Here is a 26757-nt window from a genome sequence, read left to right on the forward strand (position 1 = left end):
CGTGTTCAAACGCCGCCTGCTGTCCATCGTGTTCGTCTGCCTGCCCATCTCCGCCCTGGCCGGCGATTTGCCCGGCTACCCCTTCATCCACGCGACGGGCACGGCGTTCAGCTTTGTCACGCCTGATCTGGGCGAGATCGATTTCGATGTCAGCGCCTTCGACCCGGCGCCGGACGTGGCCACGGCCCTCGTGCAGACGCGCATTACGGAAATCAAGGCGCTGCTGGTGGCGCAGGGCTTGCCCGAGGCGGCTGCCGGCATCGAGGTGCGCGACGTGCGCAAGGAAATGCGCAAGGGCGCCGAGCAAGACCCCGCCAACCCGCAGTACCTGATCAAGGCCAGCGTGCATATCAATGTGGCCGATTTATCGAAGTGGCCCGCCGTCATGCGTCCGCTGCTGGCCATGCCCAACCTCGATGCGTTTGCCGTCACCTTCGGCGCCACCGAACGCATCCGCCTGGAAGAAGAACTGATGGGCGAAGCCGTCAAGGATGCGCAGCGCAAGGCCGATTCCATGGCGCGCGGCTTCGGCAAGCGCGTGGGCGCCGTGGCCGGCATCTCGTCGGACCAGCTGAAAAACCTGGGTAATGCGGTGGGCCTGGTGCCGTCCGACCGCTACCAGCGCGCGAACAGCCGCCAGCGGCAAAATCCCGACGACATGCTGATGGTGACCAGCCTGAAGATGGGGCAGACGGTCGACGCCGTGTTCCGTATCAAATAGCCTGGCGCCCGGGGAGCGGGCTGCGCAAAGCGGGCAAACGGTGTAAATTGTGGCTTTCCAAACGCACCAAGGAACGCCATGACTATCAAAGCCATCCGCGACCAGTCGCAAGCCATGCGCCACATCGTGCATGTGCGCGATCACATCATTTCCGCCGACGCCTCGGTGGAAGAGGGCGGCGGCGATGCCGGCCCGTCGCCGCACGACCTGTATGACGCGGCCCTGTCGGCCTGCAAGGCGCTCACCGTCGTCTGGTACGCCAAACACAAGGGCATTCCGCTGGAACATGTGGAAGTGTCGACCGAGCGCGATGCCAGCGAAGAGCGCAAGGGCGTGTACCGCCTGGCCGCCACCCTGCACCTGACGGGTGACTTGAGTGACGCGCAGCGCCAGGAATTGCTGGCCGCAGCCGGCAAATGCCCGCTGCATAAATTGATGACGTTTGTTACCACCGAAGTGACGACGGTGCTGGCATGAGCGCGGCCATCCTGAAAAGCCATGAAAAGGACCTCGGTGGCGGCTTCGTCGTGCGGCGTTTGCTGCCCTCGGCCGTCAAGCAGGCCGTCGGTCCCTTCATTTTCTTTGACCATTTCGGCCCCATCGATGTGGCGCCCGACGCCAACCACGACGTGCGTCCCCATCCGCATATCGGCCTGGCCACCGTCACCTATCTGTTCGAGGGCGCTATCGACCACCGCGACAGCATTGGCTCTTGCCAGCGCATCGAACCGGGCGCCATCAACTGGATGACGGCCGGGCGCGGCATCGTGCATTCGGAACGCACGCCGCACGACTTGGCGGGACAACCGCACCGCACGCACGGCTTGCAGCTATGGGCCGCGCTGCCGAAGGCGCATGAAGAGGATGAACCGAGTTTCACGCACACGCCGCAAGCCGACATTCCCGTTGTGCCACTCGATGGCGCCGTGGTCAAAGTCTTGATCGGCACGGCCTTTGGCCGGACCTCGCCCGTGCGCACCTACATGCAGACCTTGTACCTGGACGTGGCGCTGCAGGCGGGCACGGAGCTGCGCCTGGAGGGTTTGCCGGCGGAAGCGGCGGTGTATCCAATCAGCGGGGACGTGCTGGTCGATGGCATGGCGCTCGTGCCGCACACCATGGCCTTGCTGGAAGCGGGCGCCGCGCCTGTCGTCACCGCAGGCAGCGGCGCCGCACAATTTGTCGTCATCGGCGGCGAGCCGCTGGACGGCCACCGCTTCCTGTTCTGGAACTTCGTCTCGTCGAGCAAGGAGCGATTGTCGCAGGCGGCCGACGACTGGAGCGCCCAGCGCATGGGGCAAGTGCCGGGCGAGACGGAATTTATTCCGCTGCCGAAGGCGCCCCTGCGCCCGGCGACCTGACAGCGTTTAGAACCGCGCGCGCAAAGTCAGTTGCGCCTTGCGCGGCTCGCCATAGAAATTGCCCCAGGCCGGCGCGCCCACAGTCTGGTAGTAGCGCTTGTCGAGCAAGTTCGTCACGGACAGCGACGCCGTCCAGTTGCGGTCGATCTGGTAGGCGGCGCGCGCGCTCCACAGTGCATACGCGCCTTGCGCCACCGTCACGTCGCGCGTGATGCGCGAGCTCTCCGTCTGGAAGTTCACGCCGCCGCCCACGCTCCACGCACGCAGGGCGCCGGGCAGGCGGTAGTCGCTCCACGCGCGCAGCATATGGCGCGGCGAGTAGGTACTGGCGAACATCACGCCCGCATTCGAGGTCTGTTCCAGGTACTTGAAATTGTTCAGGGTATAGCCGGCGAACAGTTGCCAGCCCGGCGCCACTTCGCCGCTGATTTCCGCATCGACGCCTGCACTGCGCACCTTGCCCGTCGAGAAATAGCATTCCGTGCCGCTGGAACAGGTATTGACCAGGTCGAGCTCGGCGCGGTTGCGCTGCTCGATGCGGAACAGCGCCAGCGAGGTATTCACCTTGCCGTCGAACAGTTCACCTTTCACGCCCACTTCCAGGTTGCGGCCTTTCAGCGGGTCGAGCAGGGCGCCGTCCGCCGTGCGCTGGTTTTGCGGCTGGAAGATGTCGGAGACGCTGGCGTAGCCGGACCAGCGCTTGTCAAACGCGTAAATGACGCCGCCATACGGCGTGACAACGCCGTTTTCGCGGTAGGGATCGATATACACCTCGCCCGTGTCGCGGTACACGCTGCTCGATTTGTAGCTCGACACGCGCGCGCCGGCCACCACGGTGAGCGGGTCGCTGACGCTGAAGCGGACCACGCCGTAGGCGCCCGTTTGCGTCATCTTCGTCACGCTGGGATCGCCCCGGTAGCTGTGTTCACGGAACCAGGCGTCGCTCGGCTCGGCCACGCCGTGATTTGGCCGCAGCGGATTATTCGCTTGCTGCAGCAGGGCCAGGCTGAAATCGCTGTCGCTTTCCAGGCGGTTCGTGTTGATGCCGGCGCTGAAGCCGTGGCGGCGGCCGAAGGCGTTGAATTTGCCATCGAGCGACAGGTCGACACCGTTGTTGGTGCTGCCGTAGTCGAATACGCCGCCATACATCATCATGCCGGCCAGGGTGGCGGGATCCATCGCGCCCTGGCTGAACATGTATTTCACGTCATGCCGCTCGCGCGTGTAGTTGGCGCTGGCCTTGAGCGACCAGTCGGCATCGAAGCGGTGCTCGAATTCGGTGAAGACGGCCGTTTGCTTGCTATTCCACCGGTTCCAGTCGGCGCCGAGGAAGGTTTCGCGAGGAAGTTTCTGGTCGCTGCCATTGCGGTACCGGGCCATGCCGGAAAAGAAGGGCGTCGAGTGCAGTTTTTCGTAGCTGGCGCCCGTCGTCAGCTTGCTGCCCGGCGCCAGGTCGAATTCCAGCACGCCGTACAGCACGTCGGTGCGGCTGTCGGCCACGTCATAGAAATAATCGCGCTGCTCATGCGCGGCCACGGCGCGGCCGCGGATGCTGCCCGACTCGTTCAATGGGCCGGTGACATCGATTTCGCCGCGCACGTCGTTCCAGCGGCCCGCGCCGAGCGCCAGCTGTACCTGCTTTTCCGCCAGCGGGCGCTTGCGCACCATGTTGATGGCGGCCCCCGGCGACCCCGTGCCTTGCAGCAGTCCCGTGGCGCCGCGCACGATTTCCACCCTGTCCAGCATGGCCGTATTGCTGGTAAAGCTGTTCGCCTGCGGGTAGTACATGGCGCGGTTTACGCCGTCGAACTGGTACGTTTCGACCATGAAGCCGCGCGAATACACGTAGCGTCCGCCCATGGGGCTGTCGTACATGGTGATGCCGGTGGTATTGGCCAGCACGGCGTCGATGGTGTTGAGGTTCTGGTCGTCCATTTTCTGGCGCGTGACGACGCTGACGGATTGCGGGATTTCGCGCAGTGTTTGCACACCCTTGCCGACGGTGATGGCGCGCGCCGCGTACGAGTTGCTGTGTTCACTGACAGGGTCGCGCTCCATGCTGGCGCTGACCGTCACGGGCGCCATGGTCTTTTCCACGCCAGTCGCCGAGGCGGAGGATGGCGCCGCCTGGCGCAGCACGTAGGCGCCGTTGGGCAGTTGCGCGGCTTCCAGGCCGCTGCCGGCCAGTACCTGGGCAAAACCCTGCGCCACGTTGAAGCTGCCACGCACGCCGGGCGAGCGCAGGCCGCGCGTCTGCGCGGGATCGGTCGACAGGCTGACGCCGGCGGCGACGGCAAAATCGTTGAGGGTGGTGGCCAGCGGGCCGGCTGGCACGGCGTAGGCTTGCGGCGCTGCGGTTGAAGCGGCAGCCTGGCCTTGCGCCAGCGCGGGTGCCGCGATGAAGGCGGCGGGGGCGGTGCAAGCCATGGCGATGACGGCCAGGCGGATGGCGCGCGCGGCGGGATGGAGGATGGGGGTGCTCAGCTGCATGCTCGGTCTTTCTGCTCAGAGGGATAAGAAAATGGCGGATGAATTGGCTTCTTATCTATCAAGCCGAAGCAGTGCATCGAAACACCAACCCCTGGCGCAAAAAAACTGAAAATAATTAGGCCTGCCGGGCCGACACGGTGGCCCAGTAGCGTGTGAAGTACGTCACTTGCAGGCCGTGCGAGGCACACAGGCTTTCCAGCACGGCGTCGATATCGTCGAGGCGGTAGGTGCCAGTGACGGGGCGCTGCGCCACCTTGGCGTCGCAAACGAGGCGTCCGCGCCGGTAGCGCGCCAGCTCCTGCAGCAGTTGCTGCAGGGGCCAGTCGGTGGCCACCAGCATGCCGCGCAGCCAGCTATCCTGGTGCGCTTGCGTGGCCTGCACATTGTCCGCGCCAGTGTCGCCAAAGTGCAGCTGCTGTCCCGCTTCCAGGCGGCGCACGGCATCCGGGTGCGCAGCGCAGCGCACTTCCACCGCGTGTTCGAAGACGCTAACGACGCTGCCATCTTCATCGCAGCGCACGCCGAAGCGCGTGCCCAGCGCGCGGATCACGCCGTGCGGGGTGGCGACCAGGAAGGGGCGCGGATCGGGCGCCGTCGTGATCATGATTTCGCCATGGTGCAGGCGGATGCGGCGCTGCGTGGCGCTGTAGTCGACGTCGGAGGCACTGTCTGTATTCATCTCCATGCGCCCGCCATCGGCCAGCATGACGTGGCGGCGCTCGCCGTGGGTCGTGCGCAAGGATGCCGTCAGGGCTTGCCATGGGCCGGACTGCAAGCCCGCCTGACCCAGCGCGATGCCGCCGCCAGCCGCGACCAGCAGGGCGAGTATCTTGGCGGCGGCGCGCCGGCGCTGCTGCGCCGCCTGTAGCGCGGGAATCGCCAGCGCTGCAGGTATCGTGCCCAACTGGCCGTCCATGCGCTGCAACAGGCCCCAGGCCCGTTCATGCTCGGCGCTGGCGTCGCGCCATGCCTGCAGGGCGGCCGGGTCGGCGCTGCCGCATTGGAGCTCCACATGCCAGTGGGCGGCGGCGGCCAGTATGCTGCGGGCGATGGGAGTGGAAGGGGATGGGCCGAACATCAGCCGGCCGCCAGCATCAGGCATTCCGTGTAGGCGCGCACCAGGTGCTTCTTGACGGTCGGCAAGGATACGCCCAGGCGCTGGCTGATGTCCACATAGCTGAGTTCCTCGATTTGCGCCAGCAGGAAGATGGCCCGCGTGCGCGCGCCCAGGCGGTCGAGCAGGCGGTCGATGGCCAGCAGGGTTTCGATGATGATGGCGTGCGTTTCGGCGCAGATCGTTGTCGGTTCGGTTTGCTGCGCCAGCGCTTCCAGGTAGGCGTCTTCCAGCGCCTGGCGCCGATAGCGGTCGATCAGCAAGCCGCGCGCGATGGTCGCCAGGTAGCCGCGCGGCTCGCGCAGGGGCGCCGCGTCGCGCTTGCCCAGCAGGCGCAAAAAGGTGTCTTGCGCCAGGTCGGCCGCCTCGGCCCGGTTGCCCAGCTTGCCGCGCAGCCAGCCATACAGCCAGCCGTGGTGTTCGCTGTACAGGGTGGTCAGGGGGATGGCATGGGTGGGACTGACGGCGCTCACTGCGTTCTCCAGGCAAGGGAAGAGCTGGGCTGACGGAACGCGGGGTGCCGGCTGGCTGGGCTTTTTGAGAATGATACTCATTATCACATTGCCACGGCGCCGGCGTCAATTGGCGTCAGGTACCCAGGCGCCAGCGCTCCTGCCACTGTTGCAGATCCGTCCAGGCCGTCTGGAGTGCGCCGGCGGACCAGTGCAGCAGGCCGTCGAGCGCCAGCAGGGTGCGCCGCAGGTGGATGCCGTCAAAATATACATGGTCGGCCACGACGGTGGCGGCCAGCCAGGCGGCGATGATGACGATGATGTCGTGGCGGCCGCTTTTCCACCAGCGCAGCGAGTGGCGGCGGAAAATCCACGGCACGCCCAATGGATTGGGCCAGTCGGCCAGCAAATGCATGATGCCGCCCGCTGCAAAACCGAACAGGGGCGGCGCCCAGAAGTGGTGCGGCAATTGCAGATAGGTGTAGACGAGCAGGGCGATCCAGGCCAGGCCCCAGTGGGTCCACGTGCGGTGCGTGATCCACAGCCGGTGCGTGCGCGCCCACCAGGCCACTTCCAGCCAGTCCGGCGCCGTGCCGCCCAGCGCCCCCATGACAAAGGCGAGCATGCTCAGCACTTGATAGGGGCCACCGGCGCCAGCGTGCGCGACGAGGGCCGCGGCGATCACGCCGGCAGCCCAACCGGTCGCATGATGCGCTTTATTGGAAGCCATAGAAAATGTAAAACGCCCTGCGGGCATTTTGTGAAATGCAAGAGATTTTAACTGGATGAATATACAGTATTCAGGGGCGTGGAGGAGTGCTATTTGCAGAATATCTGCGGATAATTTGTTAAATTGTGTGTCGCGGTGGCCTTGCCAGCGAACTCGGCAACTCATGCTGGCCAGTCAAGTGTGTTGTGCCGCTGATAATGCAATTGGCGCAGGGCGCGCTATGCTGAAGGTAGTCTTATGTTTTGAAGAGGTCTCGCCATGAAAATCCCACGCGAATTGCAGATTCCCGCCATCGTGTTTACGCTGGAAGCGGTGTTTATTCTGGGGTTGTCGATGATTTTTCTCGTACTGGTACCGCGCTAGGATCAGGTGGCAGGAGGAGTTGTCAGACGGTCAGCGCGCCGCTATCGCAAAGAGCAGCACCCTCGGTGCGGATGATCCAGCATTCCGGATACGGTTCGCTGGCGAAGCGGTTGTGCCGCGCGAAGCCGCTGAGCTTGTCGAGGGGCGTGGCGGGCGCCAGCGGCGTCTCTTTGCCACTGGTTGTGTCCAGGTGCCAGAATCCGCCATTGCGGTGGAAAAGTACGGGAAGGCAGCTGGCCTGCGGCGTGGCAAGGTGGCTTGCCGGCGTGGGCTGGGTGTCGGGCAGCAGCAAATAAAAGCATTCGGCGCGGGCGCCGTGGTCGATGCGGTGCAGGATCACGCCGTGCGCGAGCAGGGCCGTGACGCTGAGCACGACGATGCCTTTGATGCTGGCAGACAATTCGATGCGCATGCCCAGGCGCAGGGCGACGGGCTTGTGCTTGCCGGGCCACACGCCGTCGAGTAGCACGCCATAGCGCGACACATCCTCGATTTCAAAGCCTTGCTGGCTGCGCCGGATGATGGCATGGCGGCCCGACAGGCGGCGCGTCAAGCCGTTGTTGTCCTGGCCATCGGAATTGAAATGGCTGAGCAGCACGTCGGCTTCCGGGTCCACCAGTTCGAAGCGGCCCAGCATGCATTCTTCCAGCGCGAACAGGCGAATCTGGCGTTGTTCGCCCGCTTCCGGCGCCGCATTGACGAGACAGGCCGCCTGGCTGGGGTGCGGATGGCAGTGGCTGGCGGCGGGCAGGTCGACTTCGATCAACTCCTCGTCCCAGGCGATAGTGGTAAAACCCATGTCGATCTTGCCTTGCGGCGCAGATAAATCCACGTGGGCAATGCCGGCATTGCGCGCCGTTACGTCGAGGTTGCAGCCGTCACCACCCGTGACGCGGGCGATCGATGCGTCGTCGGCCATCACGCGCACGTTCTTGTGCGTGCTGAGGAAGATCTGGTGGATTTCCGTCAGGGTGGCGTCCCGGCGCGGCACCAGGATGACGAAGGTGCACACCCATTTCTGCGCCACGGCACCATCGAGGTGGCTGTGCACTTCCACCTCGATCTGGTATTGCCCGTGTTCCTTGTTGCGCGAGGAGAACTCGACAAACACGGGCCGCCAGTCGCCGCGCGTGGTGCGCACGAAATCATGCTGCACCTGGCCGCGGGGGATCAGGTCCGAGCGCAGGCGCAAGGTCAGCTGCGGCGCGCAGGCGGCGCTCATGCCGCGCAATTCCATTTTCAATGTCTGGCGTCCGCCTGCCGCACGGGGATCGAAGCCGCTGATGTGCAGATGCGTTTGCACCGGCTGGTAGGCGGGGGGAACTGCTGCCGAGGCAACGGGGGCTGGCGTGAACGCCGGACGCGCGGCGGAGATCGGCACAGGGTTGCTCACGGCTTGAAAGACAGCGTCATGGGCCGGGGCGTGCGGAAGCGCCGTTGCCGATGGCTCGGAACGGGTGCTGCGCAGTGCGGCCAACAGGTCGTAGCTGCTGGGAGCAGTCATCGCTTGCGGGTGGTTGCCCGCGCAGACTGTATCCCCAGGCAAGACCCAGAACGTACAGTGCGGGTGCTCCGGGTTGCTGCATTTTTTCATGACATTCTGACTCGAATCGAGTGGGGACATCTTGCCCTCTGTTCTCCATGAGAGCTTACGCGCTTTTGCGCCTGCTTGGCAACTTTCGCAGCGCAGGAATGCGCTCTTTTTGCCCAAATTCATGTCCCTGGTCACACCTCGCCATACATGTCATGGAAACTATTGCTAAAAAACATATATTATGTCTTTCTGGATATGTTTTTTTGATATTGCATGAAATTGCTCTCCCATCAACGCGCGTGCGCGCCGGCTACGCATTTTTACGTCCGCGATGCGAGCCTGGAGGCGTTTTGCATTATGCTGGCACAGCCGTTTCCCCCCACGCCGCCTGACGCCGAGAGATGACCATGCCTGCCCAACGCCCGCTCCAGCATGCCATCGCCTATGGCGCCACCTTGTCTGTGTTTCTGGCCATCGATGCTTTGTGGCTGGCGGTACTGATGAAGCCCGTGTACGCCGCGGCGCTGGCGCCGTTGCTGGCGGACACGCCCCGCTGGGCGCCGGCCACGCTGTTTTATCTGCTGTACGTGGCGGGGCTGCTGGTCTTTGCCATCCTGCCCGGACTGCGGGCGCGCCGCTGGCGCACGGCGGCAGCACTGGGCGCGCTGCTGGGCTTGCTTGCCTATGGCACCTATGATCTGAGTAACTATGCGACCTTGCGTGACTGGCCGCTGGCCTTGACGGTGATCGACATGGCCTGGGGCAGCGTGCTGTCAGCCGTGTCGGCGACGGCCGGTTATCTGGCCGCTAGCCGATCGGGCCGATAAATTCCGCATCGAAGCGCAGCACCAGGATGGTAATGTTGTCGCTATGCAAGCCTTTTGGCGGTTGGGCGAGGAAATCGTCGAACAGGGCGCTGACGGCCTGTGCCGCAGTCTTGCCGGCACACAAGGCGGGCCAGCGGCCCGTGAGGGCCAGCGGATCCTCGCAGGCCCAGAAGCCGTCGCTGGCCAGCAAATAATGGGCGCCGGGCCGCACGCGCAGCACGCGGCGGTCGCCCAGGTGCGCCAGGAAAGGCGGCAAGGTGGATGCATCGAGGCCGCGCAGGGGCTTGTCGAGCAGCAAACTGTCGCTGATGGCGTTGCCCAAAATAAATGCCTGCGAGATTTGCGGATGGTGCTCGCCATGCACGGTGGCGCGCCAGCGTGTTTCATCGAGCGCGCCGCGCATGGCGTACACGGTGGCCGGCACGTGGTCGACGGTCAGGATGCTGGCCGCGCCGTCGACCAGTTCATACAGGCGCGAATCACCCACGTGATACAGCAGCGGCGCTTCGCCGGGTGGCACTTCCAGCAAGGTCAGGGTGGTGCCGGGTGGACGCGCCTGGGCTGGCGCGTCCCTGGCGAAACCGTCCTGCAGGCGCGTGTGCAAGGCGTCGAGCCTGGCTGCCAGGCTGGCCGTGTCGATGCAGGCGGGCACGGCCAGCAAGCCTTGCACGGCCGCTTCCGCCGCCTCGCGACCTTGGCCGTGGCCACCCATGCCGTCGAGCACGGCGGCGCGCACATGGCCGGACGGCCAGCCCGGTACCTGGCAGTGGAACGGCGCCTGCCGCGACAGGCAGACGGCGTGGCCGCTGGCATCGATCAGCAGGAAGTTATCCTGATTCTCGCGCCGCGGTACGGGGCCGGCGCCCACGCTGCTGCCAGCGGCGGCATCGAGCCAGGGGCCGAAGTCTAGCGCGTCTTTGAGTAAATGCATCGGTTGGAGCGGTCCAGGCGGCCAGCAATGTTGATCATGGGACACAGCTTAGCCGAAATTGTGCGTCGGTGATACCTTGCTTGTCGCACAAAAAAACCTGCGGCAACAGGCTGGCGCAGGTTTTCTATGGTGCAGGGCAGTGCTTAACGGCGATGGCCCCAGCCATGACCGTGGCCGTGGCCGCGGTCATAGTAGTCGCGGCGGCCATGGTCGCGGTAGTAGCCGCGTCCCGGTTGCACGTAGACGACAGCCGGCGGGCCGTAGTAGCGCGGTGGCGGCGCGTAATACACAGGCTGCGGCGCAGGCTGGTAGTAAACGGGCTGAGGCGCAGGCTGATAATAGACGGGCTGTGGTGCGGGCTGATAATACGTTTCACGGTAACCGCCGCGATAGCCGCCACGGTCGTAATAGCGGTCATTCGTGCTGATGCTGTTGCCGACGGCTGCGCCAAGTACGCCACCGACGATCGCGCCGTTACGGCCGCCGGTGCTGTTGCCAATAGCCGCTCCGACGACAGCGCCTGCAACGGTATTGAAGTCGCGGTCACCGGCGACTGCGGCCGAAGACACAGCCACTGCCGCTACCATTACCGCACCCAGGAGTTTCTTGTTCAACATGGCATTTCCTTCCATTCCGGCGAGATCACGATGATCTGCATGAACTGGACTATATCTGCTGCTCCCCGCTTGTTCCACGTCTAATACAACTTATTACAATCCTGCCCAGACGGTAACAAGTCAGCGCAGGCGCGCCTGCCATTCGGGACGCAGCAGACTGTACATTTTGACATCGCGCATCACTCCGTTGATAAAGAAAGCCTGGCGCATCAAGCCTTCCTGGGTAAAACCGTTCTTTTGCGCGATGCGCTCGGAGCCGATGTTGAGTGGATCCATCAGCAGTTCCAGCCGGTGATACGGATAGGCGTTGAACAGGTAGTCGATTACCAGGCGCGTCGCTTCGCTGATGTAGCCCTGTCCGTCCCGCTGCCGGTCGAACAGGCGGTAACCGATCTCGCGCGAAGCTGGCGTGCGACTCTTGAAGTGCGTGATCGTGCCGATGATATGCTGGGCATGATCTTCGATGAGGAACAATTCGCTGTCCTCGGTGACAAAGCCCGATTGCAGGAAGTCGCGCCGCATGGCCTCGGGCGACTTGAACTGCATCGAAAAAAACTCGCCGCGCGAGGGCAGGTCGTTGACGAGAGAAATATAGGTATTCAGGTCGGCGGCCTGCAAATGCCGGATGGTACAGAGTGTTCCCTTGAGCATGGCGGTTTCCGGTAGCGATCACGATCTTGATGGTAATCGACTCTTGGGGAAAGAGGCAATCGATCCCGTAAAAGTTGCTGCAATGACAGAATAAATACGCTATCGTAGAAAAAGTCGCGCCTTGCCCATGGCCACGGCGTACCCGCTTCGACCTTGTTGACTGGAACTGAAATCACATGCATACCATTCTGACTGGCGCGCCACTGCGCCGTTCTTCTTTGCCCATCGCCATTGGCATCGCCCTCGGCTGCGTCACCAGCTCTGGTGCCTTTGCCACCGCGCCAGGCAATGCGCCGCAGGCGCTGGCGCAGGTGCGCGACACGGCGCTGCAAAGCGATTGGGCATATGCCCGCCTGGCCGACATGACGGATTTGATCGGCCCGCGCCTGTCCGGTTCCGCCGGCGCGGCCGCCGCCGTGCAGCAGGTGGCCGAGACCATGCGCCAGCTGGGCGCCAAGGTCACCTTGCAGCCCGTGAAAGTGCCGCACTGGGTGCGTGGCGTGGAAACGGCGGAAATTGTCGACTATGCGGGCCGTCCGCAGGGCGTGTCGCAGCGCGTGGTGCTCACCGCCCTGGGCGGCTCGGGCGCCACGCCGGCCGCCGGCCTGACGGCGCCCGTGATCATCGTCAGGAGCCTGGAAGAACTCAAGGCGCGCGCGTCGGAAGTGAAGGGGGCCATCGTGCTGATCGATACGCCGTTCGACCAGGAGATGGCCGAGCGGGGCCTGGCCGGCGTCACCTATGGCCAGGGTTCGCGCGCGCGTTTCCTCGGCCCCAAGGCGGCGGCCGACCTGGGCGCGGCCGCCGCGCTGGTGCGCTCGATCGGCGGTGCGAACTTCCGCATCCCGCACGCGGGCGCCACGGGACTCGATGACAATAAACGCATTCCAGCGGCCGCCGTCACGGTGGAAGACGCCTTGCTGATCGGCCGCCTGGCCGCGCGCGGCCCGATGAAAATGCACCTGACGTTGACGCCGCAAAACCTGCCCGACGCGGACAGCTACAACGTGATCGCCGACTGGCCGGGCACGGACAAGGCCGATGAAGTGGTGGTGGTCTCGGGCCACCTCGACTCCTGGGACCTGGCGACGGGCGCACACGATGACGGCGCCGGCGTGGTGGCGGCCATGGGTGTGGTGGAAACCTTGAAAAAACTCGACTACCGCCCGCGCCGCACCATCCGCGTGATCGCCTGGATGAACGAGGAAAACGGCGGGCGCGGCGGCCAGGCGTATTTCGACGCCCACAAGCAGGCGCTGGGCAAGCAATATGCGGCCATCGAGATGGACAGCGGCGCCGGTCGCCCGTTCGGCATCCTCGCCAGCGTGGGACCGAAGTCGGAAAAACTGTTCGCCCCGCTGCGTGCCGCCCTGCAGCCGATGGGCGCGCACGCGTTCACGCGACGCGACGCGCTGGGCACGGGCGACTTGCACCGCCTGGAAACGGGCGGCGTGCCCAGTTTCGAGCCGCTGGTCGACAGCCATAGCTATTTTCACTATCACCACACGCCGGCCGACACGCTGGACAAGGTCGACCCGGAGAACCTGAAGCGCAACGTGGCGCTGATGTCGTCGCTGGCCTGGTTCCTGGCCAATATCGATGGCGAGATCGGGCGCGCGCCGGAACAGCCGGAGTAATGGGGCGGCGCCTGCCACCTTATTCCGAGTAACCCTGCATGTCGTCCGCCGCATCGTGGCGGATGCCCCACCACGGCAAGTAGGCATTGTTTTCGCCGCGCGCGCGGAACCATGGCTTGTCGTGGTCGATCGGGCGCACCGTGGCCGGCGGCGAAACCAGCACGCAGGTAGCGCTGTCAGGATCGCTGGTGCCCGTCACCAGCACGGGCTTGCCGAGGTGGTTCGCATGGGCGATACCCAGGGCCACGTTGGTCAGCGCCGTGCCGGCACCCATCTCGCCCAGCAGCGCCGGCGTATTGAAGGTCTGCGGCAGGAAGTCGAAGCCCGGTGCTTCCAGGGTCAGCGCCTGCGCCAGCTGGCCCAGCCGATCGGAGGCGGTGGGCAGGGTCCTGTTGGCGTCGTGGATGACGTAGCCAATATCGGTCTCTGTTTGCCGCCATGGCGCGCCGCCTCGGCAAATACCGCCTGCCAGGCCTGCACGGCGCGTGGCGGCTTGTCCTTGGCCAGTTCAAAATCAGCCACGCTTTTCGTGGCCGGAGAGCCTATCCACTCCAGCACCGCCCGTTCCGTCTTGTAATCGGGGCCGGCCAGCACCAGCAGCACCAGGTTTTCATTGATCTGCATGGTTTTCGGCCGGCTCGGCGCATCCCAGTTCATCACCCATACGGTTGCCTTCGGATGCGCTTCCAGGTAGGCCAGCGCGGCTTGCAGGGAAGTGAAGCCTGCATTGTTGCCGCCCACGGTGATGCGCACGTCGGGTGGCGTGGCGCGGGTCCAGAGGGCGGGGAAATTGGTATTGCCGATGCTGAATAGAAGTGGGTGGGGCTGGAATAGTAAATATCGTGGAAATTGGTCATTAGTTCGCGCAGATATTTATGGTGATAGCCTTTGAACGTTTCCGTGCCATCGAGATCGTGAGCAATGGGGGCGACTGCCTGCAAGGTACTGAAGCCCCTGGGATCCGTCCTGACCATATTGTCATTTTCGTTGGGCTTGGCCAATCCCAACGTCCATAGCAGCTGCCACTCGGTCGGATAGTCGAGCCGCTGCAGCGGCTTGAGCCACTGCAGCCCTAGGACTTGTGCCTGGAATGGAACATGGGCAGTGATTTCGGATAGAGCTTCTTCTTTCTGCGCAGGCTACACGGCGCAGGCTGTCAATAGCGCAAACATGGAGAAAGCGGCGAGCATGGGCAAGGCAAGGAACTGTTTCATGAGGTCTCCAGGTGAATTGACGTGCTGGTGACTGGCATAGCCCGGCAAGGTGAAGCAAAGTGCCAGGAAAATGACGAAGAGAAATGTGGTGAGCGCCCAGGCCAGTCGCTGGCGTGGCGTGGCAATGAACTTACGCACCGTCAGCCCTCAGCGCAAAATTGGTGGAAGTGTCGGCAGGCTTGGCATTCTGGCGTTCGTCAACGATGCTTTTTGGTTTTCTGGCAGGGCTGTCTTTGGCGTTAGCCCATTTGTATAAAGATGTTTTTTTGAATTCTCCGCTGTCGTAATATTCAAAAAACTCGGCGCTATCATCGGTAGCATTGAGAGGCTCTAACAACCTCCAATCCGCCGCAACCCGTAACTTCCGCAATGCCTCCTGCCTGATCGTGCATACCCCCACCGCCACGTCATACGCCAGCGCCTTCTGCGCATGCTCGGGATTGGCCATGATGGTCGAGTGATCGGTGGCGTGGGTGTCGATATTGGCGGCCAGGTAGCTCTGGATTTCGTTCTTGCGCCAGGCATTGAAATCCTTGGAAGCCTCTTCCGGCTTGTCCACCGCCGTCACAGGCTTGCCTTTTTCGACCCAGCCGTCGCGCCTGGCCTGCATGTGCAGCATGCCATTCTGTTCGTAGCGCAGTGCCGCCTCTGCTTGCGCATCGCCCTTGCCCTGGGAACGGTAAGGCGCGTACGCGTCTTCGGCTTCGGCGGCGCGGTCCTTGTGCAGGGAGTCGGCCGGGGCATCGCAGTCTTCGTCAAATTGTTCGCTGGTGTCGGCAAGGCGTGTCGAGCGTGGCAGGAATGCCTCGGGCAGCCTGGGTGCCTTCATCGGCAGCCGCCAGGACTTGGGCGGCAGGGCGTTGATGCGCGTGCCGGCAGTCTTGGCGAGAATGATGACGATGGGGGCGAATTAAAAGGTCAGTATCTTGCGCCCGATGCCTTTGCTGGCCCGCATGTCCTTTGCGATCGAGTATTCGGCGACCAGCGAATGCGGGTGTCAGAAATCGATGCTGTCCGGTGTCAAGGGCTGGCCATTGCGCTGCGAGATATCGTAGTCCTTTTCATTTTCCTGGCCGACAAGGTGATTTTGCGCAAACACGCGCTGGGTGAAGACGCCTTCGCCGCCCGTATCGGCAATTTCCTGTGCCGACATGCCGCGCCAGCCTATGCCCTGCACGGGCGTGGCGGAAATCACGTGGTCGTGCGGATTGAAATACAGGGTGACCCTGCCATAGGTGGAACCATGCAAACCGTAGTCTGCGCGGTCGAACGCGGCCGTATAGCTGTCCTTGCGTTCAGGCTTGCGATTGGCGCTGAACTCGTCGACAAAGGCCGCATCCTGCTGCATTGTCGAACGGGTGCGCAGGATGTTGAAAAACGCCTGCAGGGTTTGCGTGCGCGCTGCGTACTTTTTGCCGGCCCGTGTTGCCATGCTCATCCTTCAAATGGCCGCTGACCCAGTTTTCCGTAAAATTGCTGTCGAGCAAGCTGTAGGGCGGGTTGCACAGCACATAACTGTCGGCCACGGCGGAAGCGCCCAGCGTTTCACCGAGAAAGGCGGCCGCCATGGCCGCCATATTGCCCTGGCTATGGCAGACGATGGTGACGGGTGCGTCGTGCTGGTACGCCCTGATCGATTGCACGAGACGCGCCAGACGCCAGGCGGCGAACACAAAATACGGGCGCGGCGGACAGGCATACACTTGCCGGTCATTCGTCGGGTTCATGTGCTGGATATGCATCCACAGGAACAGTTCCTCGGACAAGCCCTGGCTCCACAGATCCGGCAGGGCGCTGCAGCCGTTGGCGAACGGCCCGCCGCCCCAATAATTTCTTTCGTTGAGATAGATGCCGTCGCCAAATGCCTGCAATTCCTCGCCGTTGGCTTTGTAGCCCTAGCGAAAGCGGATCACGGGCGAATTGGCGTCGCCCGCCTGCAGGAAGGTGGTGGCATTGCGCTTGGGGTTGAGGAAAATGTCATCTGTCAATTCGCGGGTGTAAGTGGCGGCCTTCATCTGCCCGGCGGCCGGGCCAGGGATGACCAGATACTCATCGCGGCGCTTCAGGCGCGCATTCAGGCCGGCGCACAGGCCTTGTTCGGCCTGCTCATACCATTCGCCGTCGGAATTGACGCCATGCACGAAGATGACGATGCCGGGGCGCGGCAAGCGCGTGACGGCCTTGAACAGCGCGTGGCTGAACAGCGTCGTGCCTTCGGCTTCGGCGAGCAGGATGCAATTGGTATCGAGCGTAGGGTCGGGCGACAGGCGGGCGCTCCATCCAGGATGGGAAAGCAGAAACAGCTGCGCCCAAGCAAGCTCAGGCAATCTGCACTGTATGCGGATTGCCTGGGGCGGGACTTGCGTGGTGTCAAGAAAGGAGGCGCGGCGGGCGGGGAGTGCCGAGGGAATCAGATCGCGTTCAGCGGTATCTTCAGGTAGCGCACGCCGTTGTCTTCCGGCTCGGGCAGCTTGCCCGCGTTGATGTTGACCTGGATGGCGGGCAGGATCAGGGTCGGCATGTCGAGGGTGGCGTCGCGGCCCGTGCGCATGGCCACGAATTGTTCTTCCGTGATGCCGTCGCGCAAGTGGATGTTGCTGGCGCGCTGTTCGGCCACCGTCACTTCCCAGCGCGGCGCGCGGCCGTTGGGCGGGTAGTCGTGGCACATGAACAGCCTGGTTTGCGGCGGCAGCGACAGCAGGCGCTGCACGGAGCGGTACAGCAGGGACGCGGAGCCGCCTGGAAAGTCGCAGCGGGCCGAACCCACGTCCGGCATGAACAGGGTGTCGCCCACGAAGACGGCGTCGCCGATCTGGTAGGCCAGGTCGGCCGGCGTATGGCCGGGCACGTGCAGGGCGCGCACTTCCAGCTTGCCAATATGAAACACCTGGTCGGGCGCGAACAGTTGGTCGAACTGCGAGCCGTCGGCCTTGGCGTCATCCTGGTGGTAGACGGCAGCGAAGGCTTGCTGCACCGTCTGGATGGCGGCGCCGATGGCCACGTCGCCGCCCACCTGCTGCTGCAGGTAGGGCGCGGCGGACAGGTGGTCGGCATGCGCATGGGTTTCCAGCAACCAGCGGCATTGCAAGCCATGTTCACGCACGAAGGCGATCACCTTGTCGGCCGACGTAGTCGAGGTACGGCCCGCCTTGGGGTCGTAGTCGAGCACGGAATCGATGATGGCGCAGTCCTGGCCATCCGCTGCGTAGACGACATAGGTGACGGTGGCGGTGGCGGGGTCGAAGAAAGCTTGGATTTGTGGGGTCATCGCGGCGGCAAAGTACGGACAGGGAAGGGCATTATATCGCCAGGGTGCGCTAAAAAATGTTGGAAATTGAGATTAAACATGCGAAAAACAGATAAGCGGGCATGCATGCGCCCGTCGCAGTCGTGCACGCCCTGGCGCTTGCTGCGTGGTAACCTCATTCTGACAAGGAGGAATTCATGAACGATATCACTGCACGCAGCGAAGAGTACCGCGGTTTTACGATTTCGGTGACCCCGCAAAAGGACAACGACGATTTATGGGATTTTACCTACCGCCTGCAGCGCGAAGGCGAGAGCGCGGCGCAAGCGATCACGCGCAGCCGCACCCTGGGCGGCTATGCGGCGCCCGAGACGGCTTGCACGGCCGGCCTGGAAGTGGCCAGGACGGAAGTGGATAATCTGCTGCGTCCTTGAGTCAGCGTAAATCGTTTAGCCCGAAAAGTGAGCCTGACTACGTGTTGGTGCCTGAAACACATCGCTGCCAGTCGCGCTTCATGCTACGATTTCCACTATTGAGTCAGTCACAAGGAGGCACCCCATGGAAAGCAGTTCTAAAATTCACTATAAAGGCTGGGAAATCGTTCCCCTGGTCGTGCCCACCACCGATGGCAAATGGTCGGCAAGTTGCGACATCGAACGCGCCACCGCGGAAGGCCTGGAAGTGTTCGAAGGCTCGACCATGCAGTTCGTGCGCGACGACGAGGATGGCGCCATTGCCGCCGCCTGCGAGGAAGCCGTGCGCCAGATCGACAACATCATCGCCAACCCGCTGGTGCGGCTGGCCTAGTTTTTTTGTTTTTTCAGTTTCATTGTGTTCCTGCAGCCGGCGCCCGCCGGCTGTGTTGCGTTTGGCGCGCTGCAAGGTCTGCGCCCATCCAGCTAAATCCACGGCCTGTTGCATGTTTCAATATGATGTTTCATATGAAATAGTTGAAACGTAATTGAAACATCGCGACTATCGGGCATCACATCCTGTTCCCTTGCGTGACAGCGCGCGCCACGCTGCTGCCTGGCCGTTTCCCTCGTATTGCACTGTGTTGTAGCGCACTTTTTGGGCGAGCGCATGGCCCTGGCACGGCATTTGCAATACTGATACTCATAGCAAGTCCATGAAACATTCGGGACGACCCGAATCCCATAAGGTGAACACATGACTCAATACTCCGCAGGTGCTGCATTCCGCAAGGCCGTCCAGGAAGAATCCCCGTTGCAAGTCGTCGGCGCCATCAATGCCAACCACGCCTTGCTGGCCAAGCGCGCCGGCTATAAAGCCATTTATCTGTCCGGCGGCGGTGTCGCGGCCGGCTCGCTGGGCTTGCCCGATCTGGGTATTTCCAGTCTGGACGACGTGCTGACCGATATCCGTCGCATCACCGACGTGTGCGACCTGCCGCTGCTGGTCGATGCCGACACGGGCTTCGGTTCGTCCGCCTTCAATGTGGCGCGCACGGTGAAATCGATGATCAAGTTCGGCGCCGCCGGCCTGCACATCGAAGATCAGGTGGGCGCCAAGCGCTGCGGCCACCGTCCGGGCAAGGAAATCGTGAGCAAGGAAGAAATGGTCGACCGCATCAAGGCAGCCGTCGATGCGCGCACGGACCCCAACTTCGTCATCATGGCGCGCACCGATGCGCTGGCCGTCGATGGCCTGGAAGCGGCACTGGAACGCGCCGTCGCCTGCGTCGAGGCGGGCGCCGACATGATCTTCCCTGAAGCCATCACGGACCTGGAGATGTACGCCACGTTCGCCAAGGCCGTCAATGTGCCTATCCTGGCCAATATCACGGAATTTGGCGACACGCCGCTGTTCACGCTGGACGAGCTGCGCAGCGCCCACGTGGGCCTGGCCCTGTATCCGCTGTCGGCCTTCCGCGCCATGAACAAGGCTGCCGACAACGTCTACCGTGCCCTGCGCCGCGACGGCACGCAAAAGAATGTCGTCGACACCATGCAGACGCGCATGGAGCTGTATGAATCGATCAATTACCACGACTTCGAGCAAAAGCTCGATGCCCTGTTCGCCGCGCAAAAGAAATAAGTAAAGAAGCAGGGACCGCATGCCGGTCCCGCAGTGACGCACCCGAGACTATTCAATCTGGAGAACACAATGACCGCACCGCAAGTCGCTACTTTCAAGCCTAAAAAATCCGTCGCCCTGTCCGGCGTTACCGCCGGCAACACGGCGCTGTGCTCGGTCGGCAAGACCGGCAACGATTTGCACTACCGCGGCTATGACATCCTGGACGTGGCCGACAGCTGCGAATTCGAGGAAATCGCCTACCTGCTGGTGCACGGCAAGCTGCCCACGGCGGCCGAACTGAAAGGCTACAAGGCCAAGCTGAAATCCCTGCGCGGCCTGCCGTCGGCTGTCAAGTCGGCCCTGGAAGCGCTGCCGGCCGCCGCCCACCCGATGGACGTGATGCGCACGGGCGTGTCGGTGCTGGGCTGTACCTTGCCTGAAAAAGACGACCATAATGCGCCTGGCGCGCGCGACATCGCCGACCGCCTGATGGCGTCGTTCGGCTCCATGCTGCTGTATTGGTACCACTACAGCCATAATGGCAAGCGCATCGAAGTGGAAACGGACGACGACTCGATCGGCGGCCACTTCCTGCACCTGCTGCACGGCGAAAAGCCGTCGGCGTCGTGGGAAAAAGCCATGCACACCTCGCTGATTCTGTACGCGGAACACGAATTCAACGCCTCGACCTTCACCAGCCGCGTCATCGCCGGCACGGGTTCGGACATCCATTCGGCCATCACGGGCGCCATCGGCGCGCTGCGCGGCCCGAAACACGGCGGCGCGAACGAAGTGGCGCTGGACATCCAGAAGCGCTACGACAATGCCGATGAAGCGGAAGCGGACATCCGCGAGCGCGTGTCCAACAAGGAAGTGGTGATCGGCTTCGGCCACCCCGTCTATACGATTTCCGATCCGCGCAACAAGGTCATCAAGGAAGTGGCCCGTTCGCTGTCGCAGGAGGCGGGTTCCACGAAAATGTTCGACATCGCCGAGCGCCTGGAATCGGTCATGTGGGAAATCAAGAATATGTTCCCTAACCTGGACTGGTTCTCGGCCGTGTCCTACCACATGATGGGCGTGCCGACGGCGATGTTTACGCCGCTGTTCGTCATCTCGCGCACCTCGGGCTGGGCCGCCCACATCATCGAGCAGCGCATCGACAATAAGATCATCCGTCCGAGCGCCAACTATGTCGGCCCGGAAGATCTGGAATTTGTGCCGATCAAGGACCGCAAATAATGAGTGCCAACATGAGTATTAATATGAATACGCTGCACCGCAAACCCTTGCCGGGCACCCAGCTAGACTATTTCGACACGCGTGCCGCCGTCGATGCGATCCAGCCAGGCGCCTACGCCACCTTGCCCTACACCTCGCGCGTGCTGGCCGAAAACCTGGTGCGCCGCTGCGACCCGGCCACCTTGAATGCTTCCCTGAGCCAGTTCATCGAACGTCGCCGCGACCTGGACTTTCCATGGTTCCCCGCCCGCGTCGTCTGCCATGACATCCTGGGCCAGACGGCCCTGGTCGACCTGGCAGGCCTGCGCGACGCCATCGCGGCCCAGGGCGGCGACCCGGCCCTGGTCAATCCCGTCGTGCCGACGCAGCTGGTGGTCGACCATTCGCTGGCCGTCGAATGCGGCGGCTTCGATCCTGATGCCTTTGCCAAGAACCGCGCCATCGAAGACCGCCGCAACGAAGACCGTTTCGACTTCATCGACTGGACCAAGAAAGCGTTCAAGAACGTTGACGTGATTCCGCCAGGCAACGGCATCTTGCACCAGATCAATCTGGAGCGCATGTCGCCCGTGATCCAGGTGCAGGATGGCGTAGCCTATCCCGACACCCTGGTGGGCACGGATTCGCATACGCCGATGGTCGATGCGCTGGGCGTGATCGCCATCGGCGTGGGTGGACTGGAAGCGGAAAGCGTGATGCTGGGCCGCGCTTCGTGGATGCGTTTGCCCGACATCATCGGCGTCAAGCTGACGGGCAAGCCGCAGCCGGGCATCACGGCCACGGACACGGTGCTGGCGCTGACGGAATTTTTGCGCAAGCAGAAGGTCGTCTCGTCCTACCTGGAGTTCTTTGGCGAGGGCGCTTCGCACCTGACCCTGGGCGACCGCGCCACGATTTCCAACATGGCGCCGGAATTTGGCGCCACGGCCGCCATGTTCTACATCGACGCGCAAACCATCAAGTATCTGAAGCTGACGGGCCGCGACGACGAGCTGGTGAAGCTGGTGGAGCTGTATGCGAAGGAAACGGGCCTGTGGGCCGACAGCCTGGTCGACGCGCAGTACGAGCGCGTCTTGAGCTTCGACCTGTCATCTGTCGTGCGCAATATCGCCGGGCCGTCGAATCCGCACAACCGCGTGCCGACGTCGGAACTGGCCGCGCGGGGGATTTCCGGCGTGGTGGAAAACGAACCGGGCAAGATGCCGGACGGCGCCGTCATCATCGCGGCCATCACCAGCTGCACCAACACGAACAACCCGCGCAACATGATTGCTGCCGGCCTGATCGCGCGCAATGCGAACCGCCTGGGCCTGACGCGCAAGCCATGGGTCAAATCGTCGCTGGCGCCCGGCTCGAAAACCGTGGAACTGTATCTGCAGGAAGCGGGCTTGCTGCCGGAGCTGGAAACATTGGGCTTTGGCGTGGTGGCGTTTGCCTGCACCTCGTGCAACGGCATGTCGGGCGCGCTCGACCCTGTCATCCAGGATGAAGTGGTGTCGCGCGACCTGTACGCCACGGCTGTCTTGTCGGGCAACCGCAACTTCGACGGCCGCATCCACCCGTACGCGAAACAGGCTTTCCTCGCCTCGCCGCCGCTGGTGGTGGCCTACGCGATTGCCGGCACCATCCGCTTCGACATTGAAAAGGACGTGCTGGGCATCGCCCCGGATGGCAAGCCTGTCCTGCTCAAGGATATCTGGCCGTCGGACGAGGAAATCGACGCCATCGTCGCTTCCAGCGTCAAGCCGGAGCAGTTCCGCAAGGTGTATATCCCCATGTTCGCCGCGCAGGTGGACGATGGTATCAAGGTCAGCCCCCTGTACGACTGGCGTCCGCAGACGACGTACATCCGCCGTCCGCCATACTGGGAAGGCGCGCTGGCTGGCGCACGCCCCTTGAAAGGCATGCGTCCGCTGGCCGTCCTGGGAGACAACATCACCACCGACCATTTGTCGCCATCGAACGCCATCATGCTCGATAGCGCGGCCGGCGAATACCTGGCCAAGATGGGTTTGCCCGAGGAAGACTTCAATTCCTATGCCACGCACCGGGGCGACCATTTGACGGCGCAGCGCGCCACGTTTGCCAACCCGACCCTGAAAAACGAGATGGTGATCGAAGATGGCAAGGTGAAAGCCGGTTCGCTTACGCGCATCGAGCCGGAAGGCACCATTTCGCGCATGTGGGAAGCCATCGAGGTGTACATGGAGCGCAAGCAGCCATTGATCATCATCGCCGGCGCCGACTATGGCCAGGGATCCTCGCGCGACTGGGCCGCCAAGGGCGTGCGCCTGGCCGGCGTGGAAGCCATCGTGGCCGAAGGCTTCGAGCGTATCCACCGCACCAACTTGGTGGGCATGGGCGTCTTGCCGCTGGAATTTTTGCCAGGCGTGAACCGCAAGACCCTGGGCCTCGATGGTAGCGAAACCTACGATGTCGTCGGCGAGCGCACGCCGCGCTCCACCCTGACTTTGCTCATCCACCGCAAGAACGGCGAAACGCTCGAAGTGCCCGTCACCTGCCGCCTCGATACGGCGGAAGAGGTGTCGATCTATGAGGCCGGCGGCGTTCTTCAACGCTTCGCGCAAGATTTCCTCGAGTCGTCCAAGGCAGCGTAAGCAGTTCGTCACTCACCGGGTGGCGCGCAGGTGCGCGCTGCCCGGCTTTTCAGGAAATCTCATGACCCACGTACCCCAAATCAAAATCCCCGCCACCTACATGCGCGGCGGCACCAGCAAGGGCGTGTTCTTCCGCCTGCAGGATTTGCCGCTCAGCGCGCAAGTGCCGGGCGCGGCGCGCGATGCCTTGCTGCTGCGCGTGATCGGCAGCCCCGACGCGTACGGCAAGCAGATTGACGGCATGGGCGGCGCCACCTCCAGCACCAGCAAGACGGTGATCCTGGCAAAAAGCGCCAAGCCCGAGCATGACGTCGACTATCTGTTCGGCCAGGTTTCCATCGACAAGCCGTTTGTCGACTGGAGCGGCAACTGCGGTAACCTGTCGGCTGCCGTCGGCTCGTTCGCCATTGCCAGCGGCCTGGTGGACGCTGCGCGCGTGCCGCGCGACGGCGTGGCCACGGTGCGCATCTGGCAAGCCAATATCGGCAAGACCATCATCGCCCACGTCCCCGTGACGAATGGCGAAGTGCAGGAAACGGGCGACTTCGAGCTCGATGGCGTGACCTTCCCGGCCGCCGAAGTGAAACTGGAATTCCTCGACCCGGCCGCCGAGGAAGAGGGTGGCGGCGGGGCGATGTTCCCTACCGGTAATTTGGTCGATGACCTCGACGTGCCCGGCATCGGCGCCTTGAAAGTCACGATGATCAACGCCGGCATCCCGACGATCTTTGTCGACGCGCATGCCATCGGCTACACGGGCACGGAACTGCAGGATGCCATCAATGGTGATCCTGTCGCGCTGGCCCGTTTCGAGACCATCCGCGCGCATGGCGCGCTGCGCATGGGTTTGATTTCCCACCTGGATGAAGCGGCGAAACGCCAGCACACGCCGAAAGTAGCCTTCGTCGCCAAGCCGGCCAGCTATGTCTCGTCCAGCGGCAAGCGGGTGGAAGCGGGCGAGATCGACTTGCTGGTGCGCGCCATGTCCATGGGCAAGCTGCACCATGCCATGATGGGCACGGCGGCTGTTGCCATCGGCACGGCGGCAGCCATTCCCGGCACCCTGGTGAACCTGGCGGCGGGCGGCGGGCCACGCAACAGCGTGCGCTTCGGCCATCCTTCCGGCACCTTGATGGTGGGTGCGGAAGCGGCGCTGCTCGATGGCCAATGGAGCGTCACCAAGGCCATCATGAGCCGCAGCGCGCGCGTACTGATGGAAGGGTTGGTACGCGTTCCCGGCGACGCGTTTTAGCCTGAACACGACGCTGTCGGGCCAAATGGGCAGAGGCATTGCAGATAAGTTGATATTTCTGCTAGCAATGAAATTGAGCGACAAGGAAAATGGCGAGGCGCCAGCCGCGATGCGCGTCAGCGTGCAGCGTGCGTTGGCGGCCTCCCATCCTTCTGACTGGTGAACTGATGCTATTCAACTCCTACGTCTTCCTGTTTGCCTATTTGCCCATCACGGTGGCCGGATTTTTCATCCTGGGACGGCGTAGCCCGCTAGGGGCGGCCGCCTGGCTGGCGGTGGCATCGCTTTTTTTCTATGGCTGGTGGGATTACCGCTATCTGCCGCTGCTGCTCGGCTCTGTCATCTTCAATTACGGCTGCGCAGCCCTGCTTGGGCCAGGACGCCGCATCCATCGCAAGGGTCTGTTGATGGCGGCCATTGCCGCCAACCTGGGCCTGCTCGCCTATTACAAATATGCGGGGTTCTTTGTTGCCAGCCTGGCGGAGCTGATGGCGCAGCCGCTGCCCGCCCTGCACGTGGTGCTGCCCATCGGGATCTCGTTTTTTACGTTTACCCAGATCGCTTTTCTGGTCGATACCTACCAGGGCAAGGTGCAGGAAAGCCGTTTTGTCCACTATCTGCTGTTTGTCACGTACTTCCCCCATCTGATTGCCGGCCCCGTACTGCACCACAAGGAAATGATGCCGCAGTTCGCGGACCGGCTCATCTTTCGCCTCTCGGCCAGGAATATCGCCATCGGCAGCAGCATCTTTTTCATCGGCCTGGCAAAAAAAGTGTTGATTGCCGACAATATCGGCCCGTATGCGGCGCCGCTGTTCAACGACCCTGCCACACCCTCGCTGCTGCTCGCCTGGGGCGGGGTGTTGGCATACACCTTCCAGCTGTATTTCGACTTCTCCGGCTATTCCGACATGGCCATCGGCTTGTCGCGCCTGTTCGGCGTGCGCCTGCCTTTGAACTTCGATTCGCCGTATAAATCGCGCAATATCGCGCAATTCTGGCGCCGCTGGCACATGACCCTGTCGCGCTTCCTGCGCGACTACCTGTACATTCCGCTCGGCGGCAACCGCTGCGGCCCCGTGCGGCGCTACCTGAACCTGATGATCACCATGGTGCTGGGCGGCTTGTGGCATGGCGCCGGGTGGAATTTTCTCGTTTGGGGGGCGTTGCACGGCGCTTTCCTGGCCATCCACAAGGGCTGGAGCACGGTGGCGCGCAAGCTTCGCCTGCCGTCCGGTACACGTGCCGGGAATGTCGTGGCGACTTTGCTTACTTTTACAGTCGTTTGCATTGCCTGGGTTTTCTTCCGCGCGCCCGATATGGCCAGTGCCCTGACAATATTGAAAGGCATGGCCGGCGGCTTCGGCTTGGCCTTGCCCGATGCACTGGCTCCCTATCTGCTGCCAGTGCAGCCCATGCTGGCTTCGATGGGCGTATCCTTTTATCTGGGAGGCGGCACGGCTTTTATGGAAAGCTGGACGTGGATCGCGATGGCGGCCGTGCTGGTTTTCACCATGCCCAACACGCAGCAAATCATGCGGCGCTTCGGGCCGGCGCTGGATTTCCAGGAAAGCCAGGCCGCGGCAGGGCAGGGCGTCTTGCGCCGGCTGACCTGGCGCGCGTCGCCCGCGTGGGCCGCCGCCATTGCCGCGCTGGCGCTGGCGAGCATGCTGGCCTTGAACCGGCCCGCCGAATTCCTGTACTTTCAGTTTTAAG

The 26757-nt window shown here is 63.1% G+C and carries 25 protein-coding genes and 1 pseudogene; 12 read left to right on the plus strand and 14 right to left on the minus strand.

Features of this window, described 5'->3' with window-relative positions:
- The first annotated feature begins 1 nt into the window (after window position 1).
- From ACQ4WP_RS07235 to ACQ4WP_RS07245, 3 genes are all read left to right on the plus strand, one after another.
- The gene (locus tag ACQ4WP_RS07235; protein WP_436519336.1) at window positions 2-721 is read left to right on the plus strand and encodes an SIMPL domain-containing protein; all 720 of its coding nucleotides are present in this window, start codon (window positions 2-4) and stop codon (window positions 719-721) included.
- A 78-nt stretch (window positions 722-799) separates the two neighbouring features.
- Complete coding sequence (locus tag ACQ4WP_RS07240) at window positions 800-1198, plus strand: OsmC family protein (protein ID WP_436519337.1); 399 nt, start codon at window positions 800-802, stop codon at window positions 1196-1198.
- The gene (locus tag ACQ4WP_RS07245; RefSeq protein ID WP_436519338.1) at window positions 1195-2082 is read left to right on the plus strand and encodes a pirin family protein; all 888 of its coding nucleotides are present in this window, start codon (window positions 1195-1197) and stop codon (window positions 2080-2082) included. Before ACQ4WP_RS07240 ends, ACQ4WP_RS07245 begins: the two co-directional genes overlap by 4 nt.
- Window positions 2083-2088: 6 nt before the next feature.
- Here the strand turns inward: ACQ4WP_RS07245 and ACQ4WP_RS07250 are convergent, their stop codons facing one another.
- The 5 genes from ACQ4WP_RS07250 to ACQ4WP_RS07270 all read right to left on the minus strand — a co-directional run bounded on the left by ACQ4WP_RS07250 (window position 2089) and on the right by ACQ4WP_RS07270 (window position 8855).
- Complete coding sequence (locus ACQ4WP_RS07250) at window positions 2089-4572, minus strand: TonB-dependent siderophore receptor (protein WP_436519339.1); 2484 nt, start codon at window positions 4570-4572, stop codon at window positions 2089-2091.
- A gap of 115 nt (window positions 4573-4687) precedes the next feature.
- The gene (locus ACQ4WP_RS07255) at window positions 4688-5650 is read right to left on the minus strand and encodes a FecR domain-containing protein (protein WP_436519340.1); all 963 of its coding nucleotides are present in this window, start codon (window positions 5648-5650) and stop codon (window positions 4688-4690) included.
- Window positions 5650-6159, minus strand: a complete 510-nt coding sequence (locus ACQ4WP_RS07260; RefSeq protein ID WP_436519341.1) for a sigma-70 family RNA polymerase sigma factor — start codon at window positions 6157-6159, stop codon at window positions 5650-5652. Before ACQ4WP_RS07260 ends, ACQ4WP_RS07255 begins: the two co-directional genes overlap by 1 nt.
- Before the next feature lie 115 nt (window positions 6160-6274).
- Window positions 6275-6868: a metal-dependent hydrolase gene (locus ACQ4WP_RS07265; RefSeq protein WP_436519342.1), complete on the minus strand. Its 594-nt coding sequence runs from the start codon at window positions 6866-6868 to the stop codon at window positions 6275-6277.
- Window positions 6869-7253: 385 nt separating this feature from the next.
- Window positions 7254-8855 carry an FHA domain-containing protein gene (locus ACQ4WP_RS07270; protein WP_436519343.1) on the minus strand — a complete coding sequence of 534 codons (1602 nt, stop codon included), beginning with the start codon at window positions 8853-8855 and terminating at the stop codon, window positions 7254-7256.
- Between the two features lie 317 nt (window positions 8856-9172).
- Between ACQ4WP_RS07270 and ACQ4WP_RS07275 the strand changes: the two genes are divergently transcribed.
- Window positions 9173-9592, plus strand: coding sequence for a DUF2177 family protein (locus ACQ4WP_RS07275; protein WP_436519344.1), 420 nt, complete (start codon window positions 9173-9175; stop codon window positions 9590-9592).
- Here ACQ4WP_RS07275 and ACQ4WP_RS07280 read toward each other — a convergent pair.
- The 3 genes from ACQ4WP_RS07280 to ACQ4WP_RS07290 form a co-directional block, all read right to left on the minus strand.
- Entirely contained in the window at window positions 9573-10523 is a 951-nt protein-coding gene (locus tag ACQ4WP_RS07280; RefSeq protein ID WP_436519345.1) for a PP2C family protein-serine/threonine phosphatase, read from the minus strand. The two genes, ACQ4WP_RS07275 and ACQ4WP_RS07280, sit on opposite strands and share 20 nt — an antisense overlap.
- Before the next feature lie 143 nt (window positions 10524-10666).
- On the minus strand, window positions 10667-11140 hold the full coding sequence (locus ACQ4WP_RS07285) for a glycine zipper 2TM domain-containing protein (RefSeq protein WP_436519346.1): 474 nt from the start codon (window positions 11138-11140) through the stop codon (window positions 10667-10669).
- A gap of 120 nt (window positions 11141-11260) precedes the next feature.
- The gene (locus ACQ4WP_RS07290) at window positions 11261-11791 is read right to left on the minus strand and encodes a GNAT family N-acetyltransferase (protein ID WP_436519347.1); all 531 of its coding nucleotides are present in this window, start codon (window positions 11789-11791) and stop codon (window positions 11261-11263) included.
- A gap of 176 nt (window positions 11792-11967) precedes the next feature.
- Here ACQ4WP_RS07290 and ACQ4WP_RS07295 point away from each other — a divergent pair, with 176 nt between their 5' ends.
- Window positions 11968-13428, plus strand: a complete 1461-nt coding sequence (locus ACQ4WP_RS07295; protein ID WP_436519348.1) for a M20/M25/M40 family metallo-hydrolase — start codon at window positions 11968-11970, stop codon at window positions 13426-13428.
- A 19-nt stretch (window positions 13429-13447) separates the two neighbouring features.
- Here ACQ4WP_RS07295 and ACQ4WP_RS29285 read toward each other — a convergent pair whose 3' ends face one another.
- The 6 genes and pseudogenes from ACQ4WP_RS29285 to ACQ4WP_RS07330 form a co-directional block, all read right to left on the minus strand.
- The gene (locus tag ACQ4WP_RS29285; protein ID WP_495542764.1) at window positions 13448-13900 is read right to left on the minus strand and encodes a hypothetical protein; all 453 of its coding nucleotides are present in this window, start codon (window positions 13898-13900) and stop codon (window positions 13448-13450) included.
- Between the two features lie 667 nt (window positions 13901-14567).
- On the minus strand, window positions 14568-14780 hold the full coding sequence (locus ACQ4WP_RS07310; protein ID WP_436519351.1) for a hypothetical protein: 213 nt from the start codon (window positions 14778-14780) through the stop codon (window positions 14568-14570).
- Complete coding sequence (locus ACQ4WP_RS07315) at window positions 14773-15471, minus strand: effector protein Tle3 domain-containing protein (protein WP_436519352.1); 699 nt, start codon at window positions 15469-15471, stop codon at window positions 14773-14775. Before ACQ4WP_RS07315 ends, ACQ4WP_RS07310 begins: the two co-directional genes overlap by 8 nt.
- A 168-nt stretch (window positions 15472-15639) precedes the next feature.
- Entirely contained in the window at window positions 15640-15990 is a 351-nt protein-coding gene (locus tag ACQ4WP_RS07320; protein ID WP_436519353.1) for a T6SS effector phospholipase Tle3 domain-containing protein, read from the minus strand.
- A pseudogene (locus ACQ4WP_RS07325) lies at window positions 15938-16783 on the minus strand (T6SS effector phospholipase Tle3 domain-containing protein). Before ACQ4WP_RS07325 ends, ACQ4WP_RS07320 begins: the two are co-directional and overlap by 53 nt.
- Before the next feature lie 269 nt (window positions 16784-17052).
- Window positions 17053-17910 (minus strand): MBL fold metallo-hydrolase, encoded by an 858-nt coding sequence (locus ACQ4WP_RS07330; protein ID WP_436519354.1) that lies wholly within the window; start codon window positions 17908-17910, stop codon window positions 17053-17055.
- Window positions 17911-18086: 176 nt separating this feature from the next.
- Between ACQ4WP_RS07330 and ACQ4WP_RS07335 the strand changes: the two genes are divergently transcribed.
- The 7 genes from ACQ4WP_RS07335 to ACQ4WP_RS07365 all read left to right on the plus strand — a co-directional run bounded on the left by ACQ4WP_RS07335 (window position 18087) and on the right by ACQ4WP_RS07365 (window position 26756).
- A complete protein-coding gene (locus tag ACQ4WP_RS07335; RefSeq protein ID WP_436519355.1) occupies window positions 18087-18323 on the plus strand; it encodes a hypothetical protein in 237 nt (78 codons plus the stop codon).
- Window positions 18324-18447: 124 nt separating this feature from the next.
- Window positions 18448-18696, plus strand: coding sequence for a hypothetical protein (locus ACQ4WP_RS07340; protein ID WP_436519356.1), 249 nt, complete (start codon window positions 18448-18450; stop codon window positions 18694-18696).
- Window positions 18697-19059: 363 nt separating this feature from the next.
- Window positions 19060-19947, plus strand: a complete 888-nt coding sequence (gene prpB, locus ACQ4WP_RS07345; RefSeq protein ID WP_436519357.1) for a methylisocitrate lyase — start codon at window positions 19060-19062, stop codon at window positions 19945-19947.
- Between the two features lie 69 nt (window positions 19948-20016).
- On the plus strand, window positions 20017-21171 hold the full coding sequence (prpC, locus tag ACQ4WP_RS07350; protein WP_436519358.1) for a bifunctional 2-methylcitrate synthase/citrate synthase: 1155 nt from the start codon (window positions 20017-20019) through the stop codon (window positions 21169-21171).
- Between the two features lie 23 nt (window positions 21172-21194).
- Window positions 21195-23789 carry a Fe/S-dependent 2-methylisocitrate dehydratase AcnD gene (gene acnD, locus ACQ4WP_RS07355; RefSeq protein WP_436519389.1) on the plus strand — a complete coding sequence of 865 codons (2595 nt, stop codon included), beginning with the start codon at window positions 21195-21197 and terminating at the stop codon, window positions 23787-23789.
- A gap of 61 nt (window positions 23790-23850) precedes the next feature.
- Window positions 23851-25041, plus strand: a complete 1191-nt coding sequence (gene prpF, locus ACQ4WP_RS07360) for a 2-methylaconitate cis-trans isomerase PrpF (RefSeq protein ID WP_436519359.1) — start codon at window positions 23851-23853, stop codon at window positions 25039-25041.
- 167 nt (window positions 25042-25208) lie between these two features.
- A complete protein-coding gene (locus ACQ4WP_RS07365; protein ID WP_436519360.1) occupies window positions 25209-26756 on the plus strand; it encodes an MBOAT family O-acyltransferase in 1548 nt (515 codons plus the stop codon).
- The last annotated feature ends 1 nt before the right edge of the window (window position 26757 follow it).

The organism is Janthinobacterium lyxosi, assembly GCF_051380665.1.
In the GTDB taxonomy this organism is placed as follows: Bacteria; Pseudomonadota; Gammaproteobacteria; order Burkholderiales; family Burkholderiaceae_D; genus Janthinobacterium.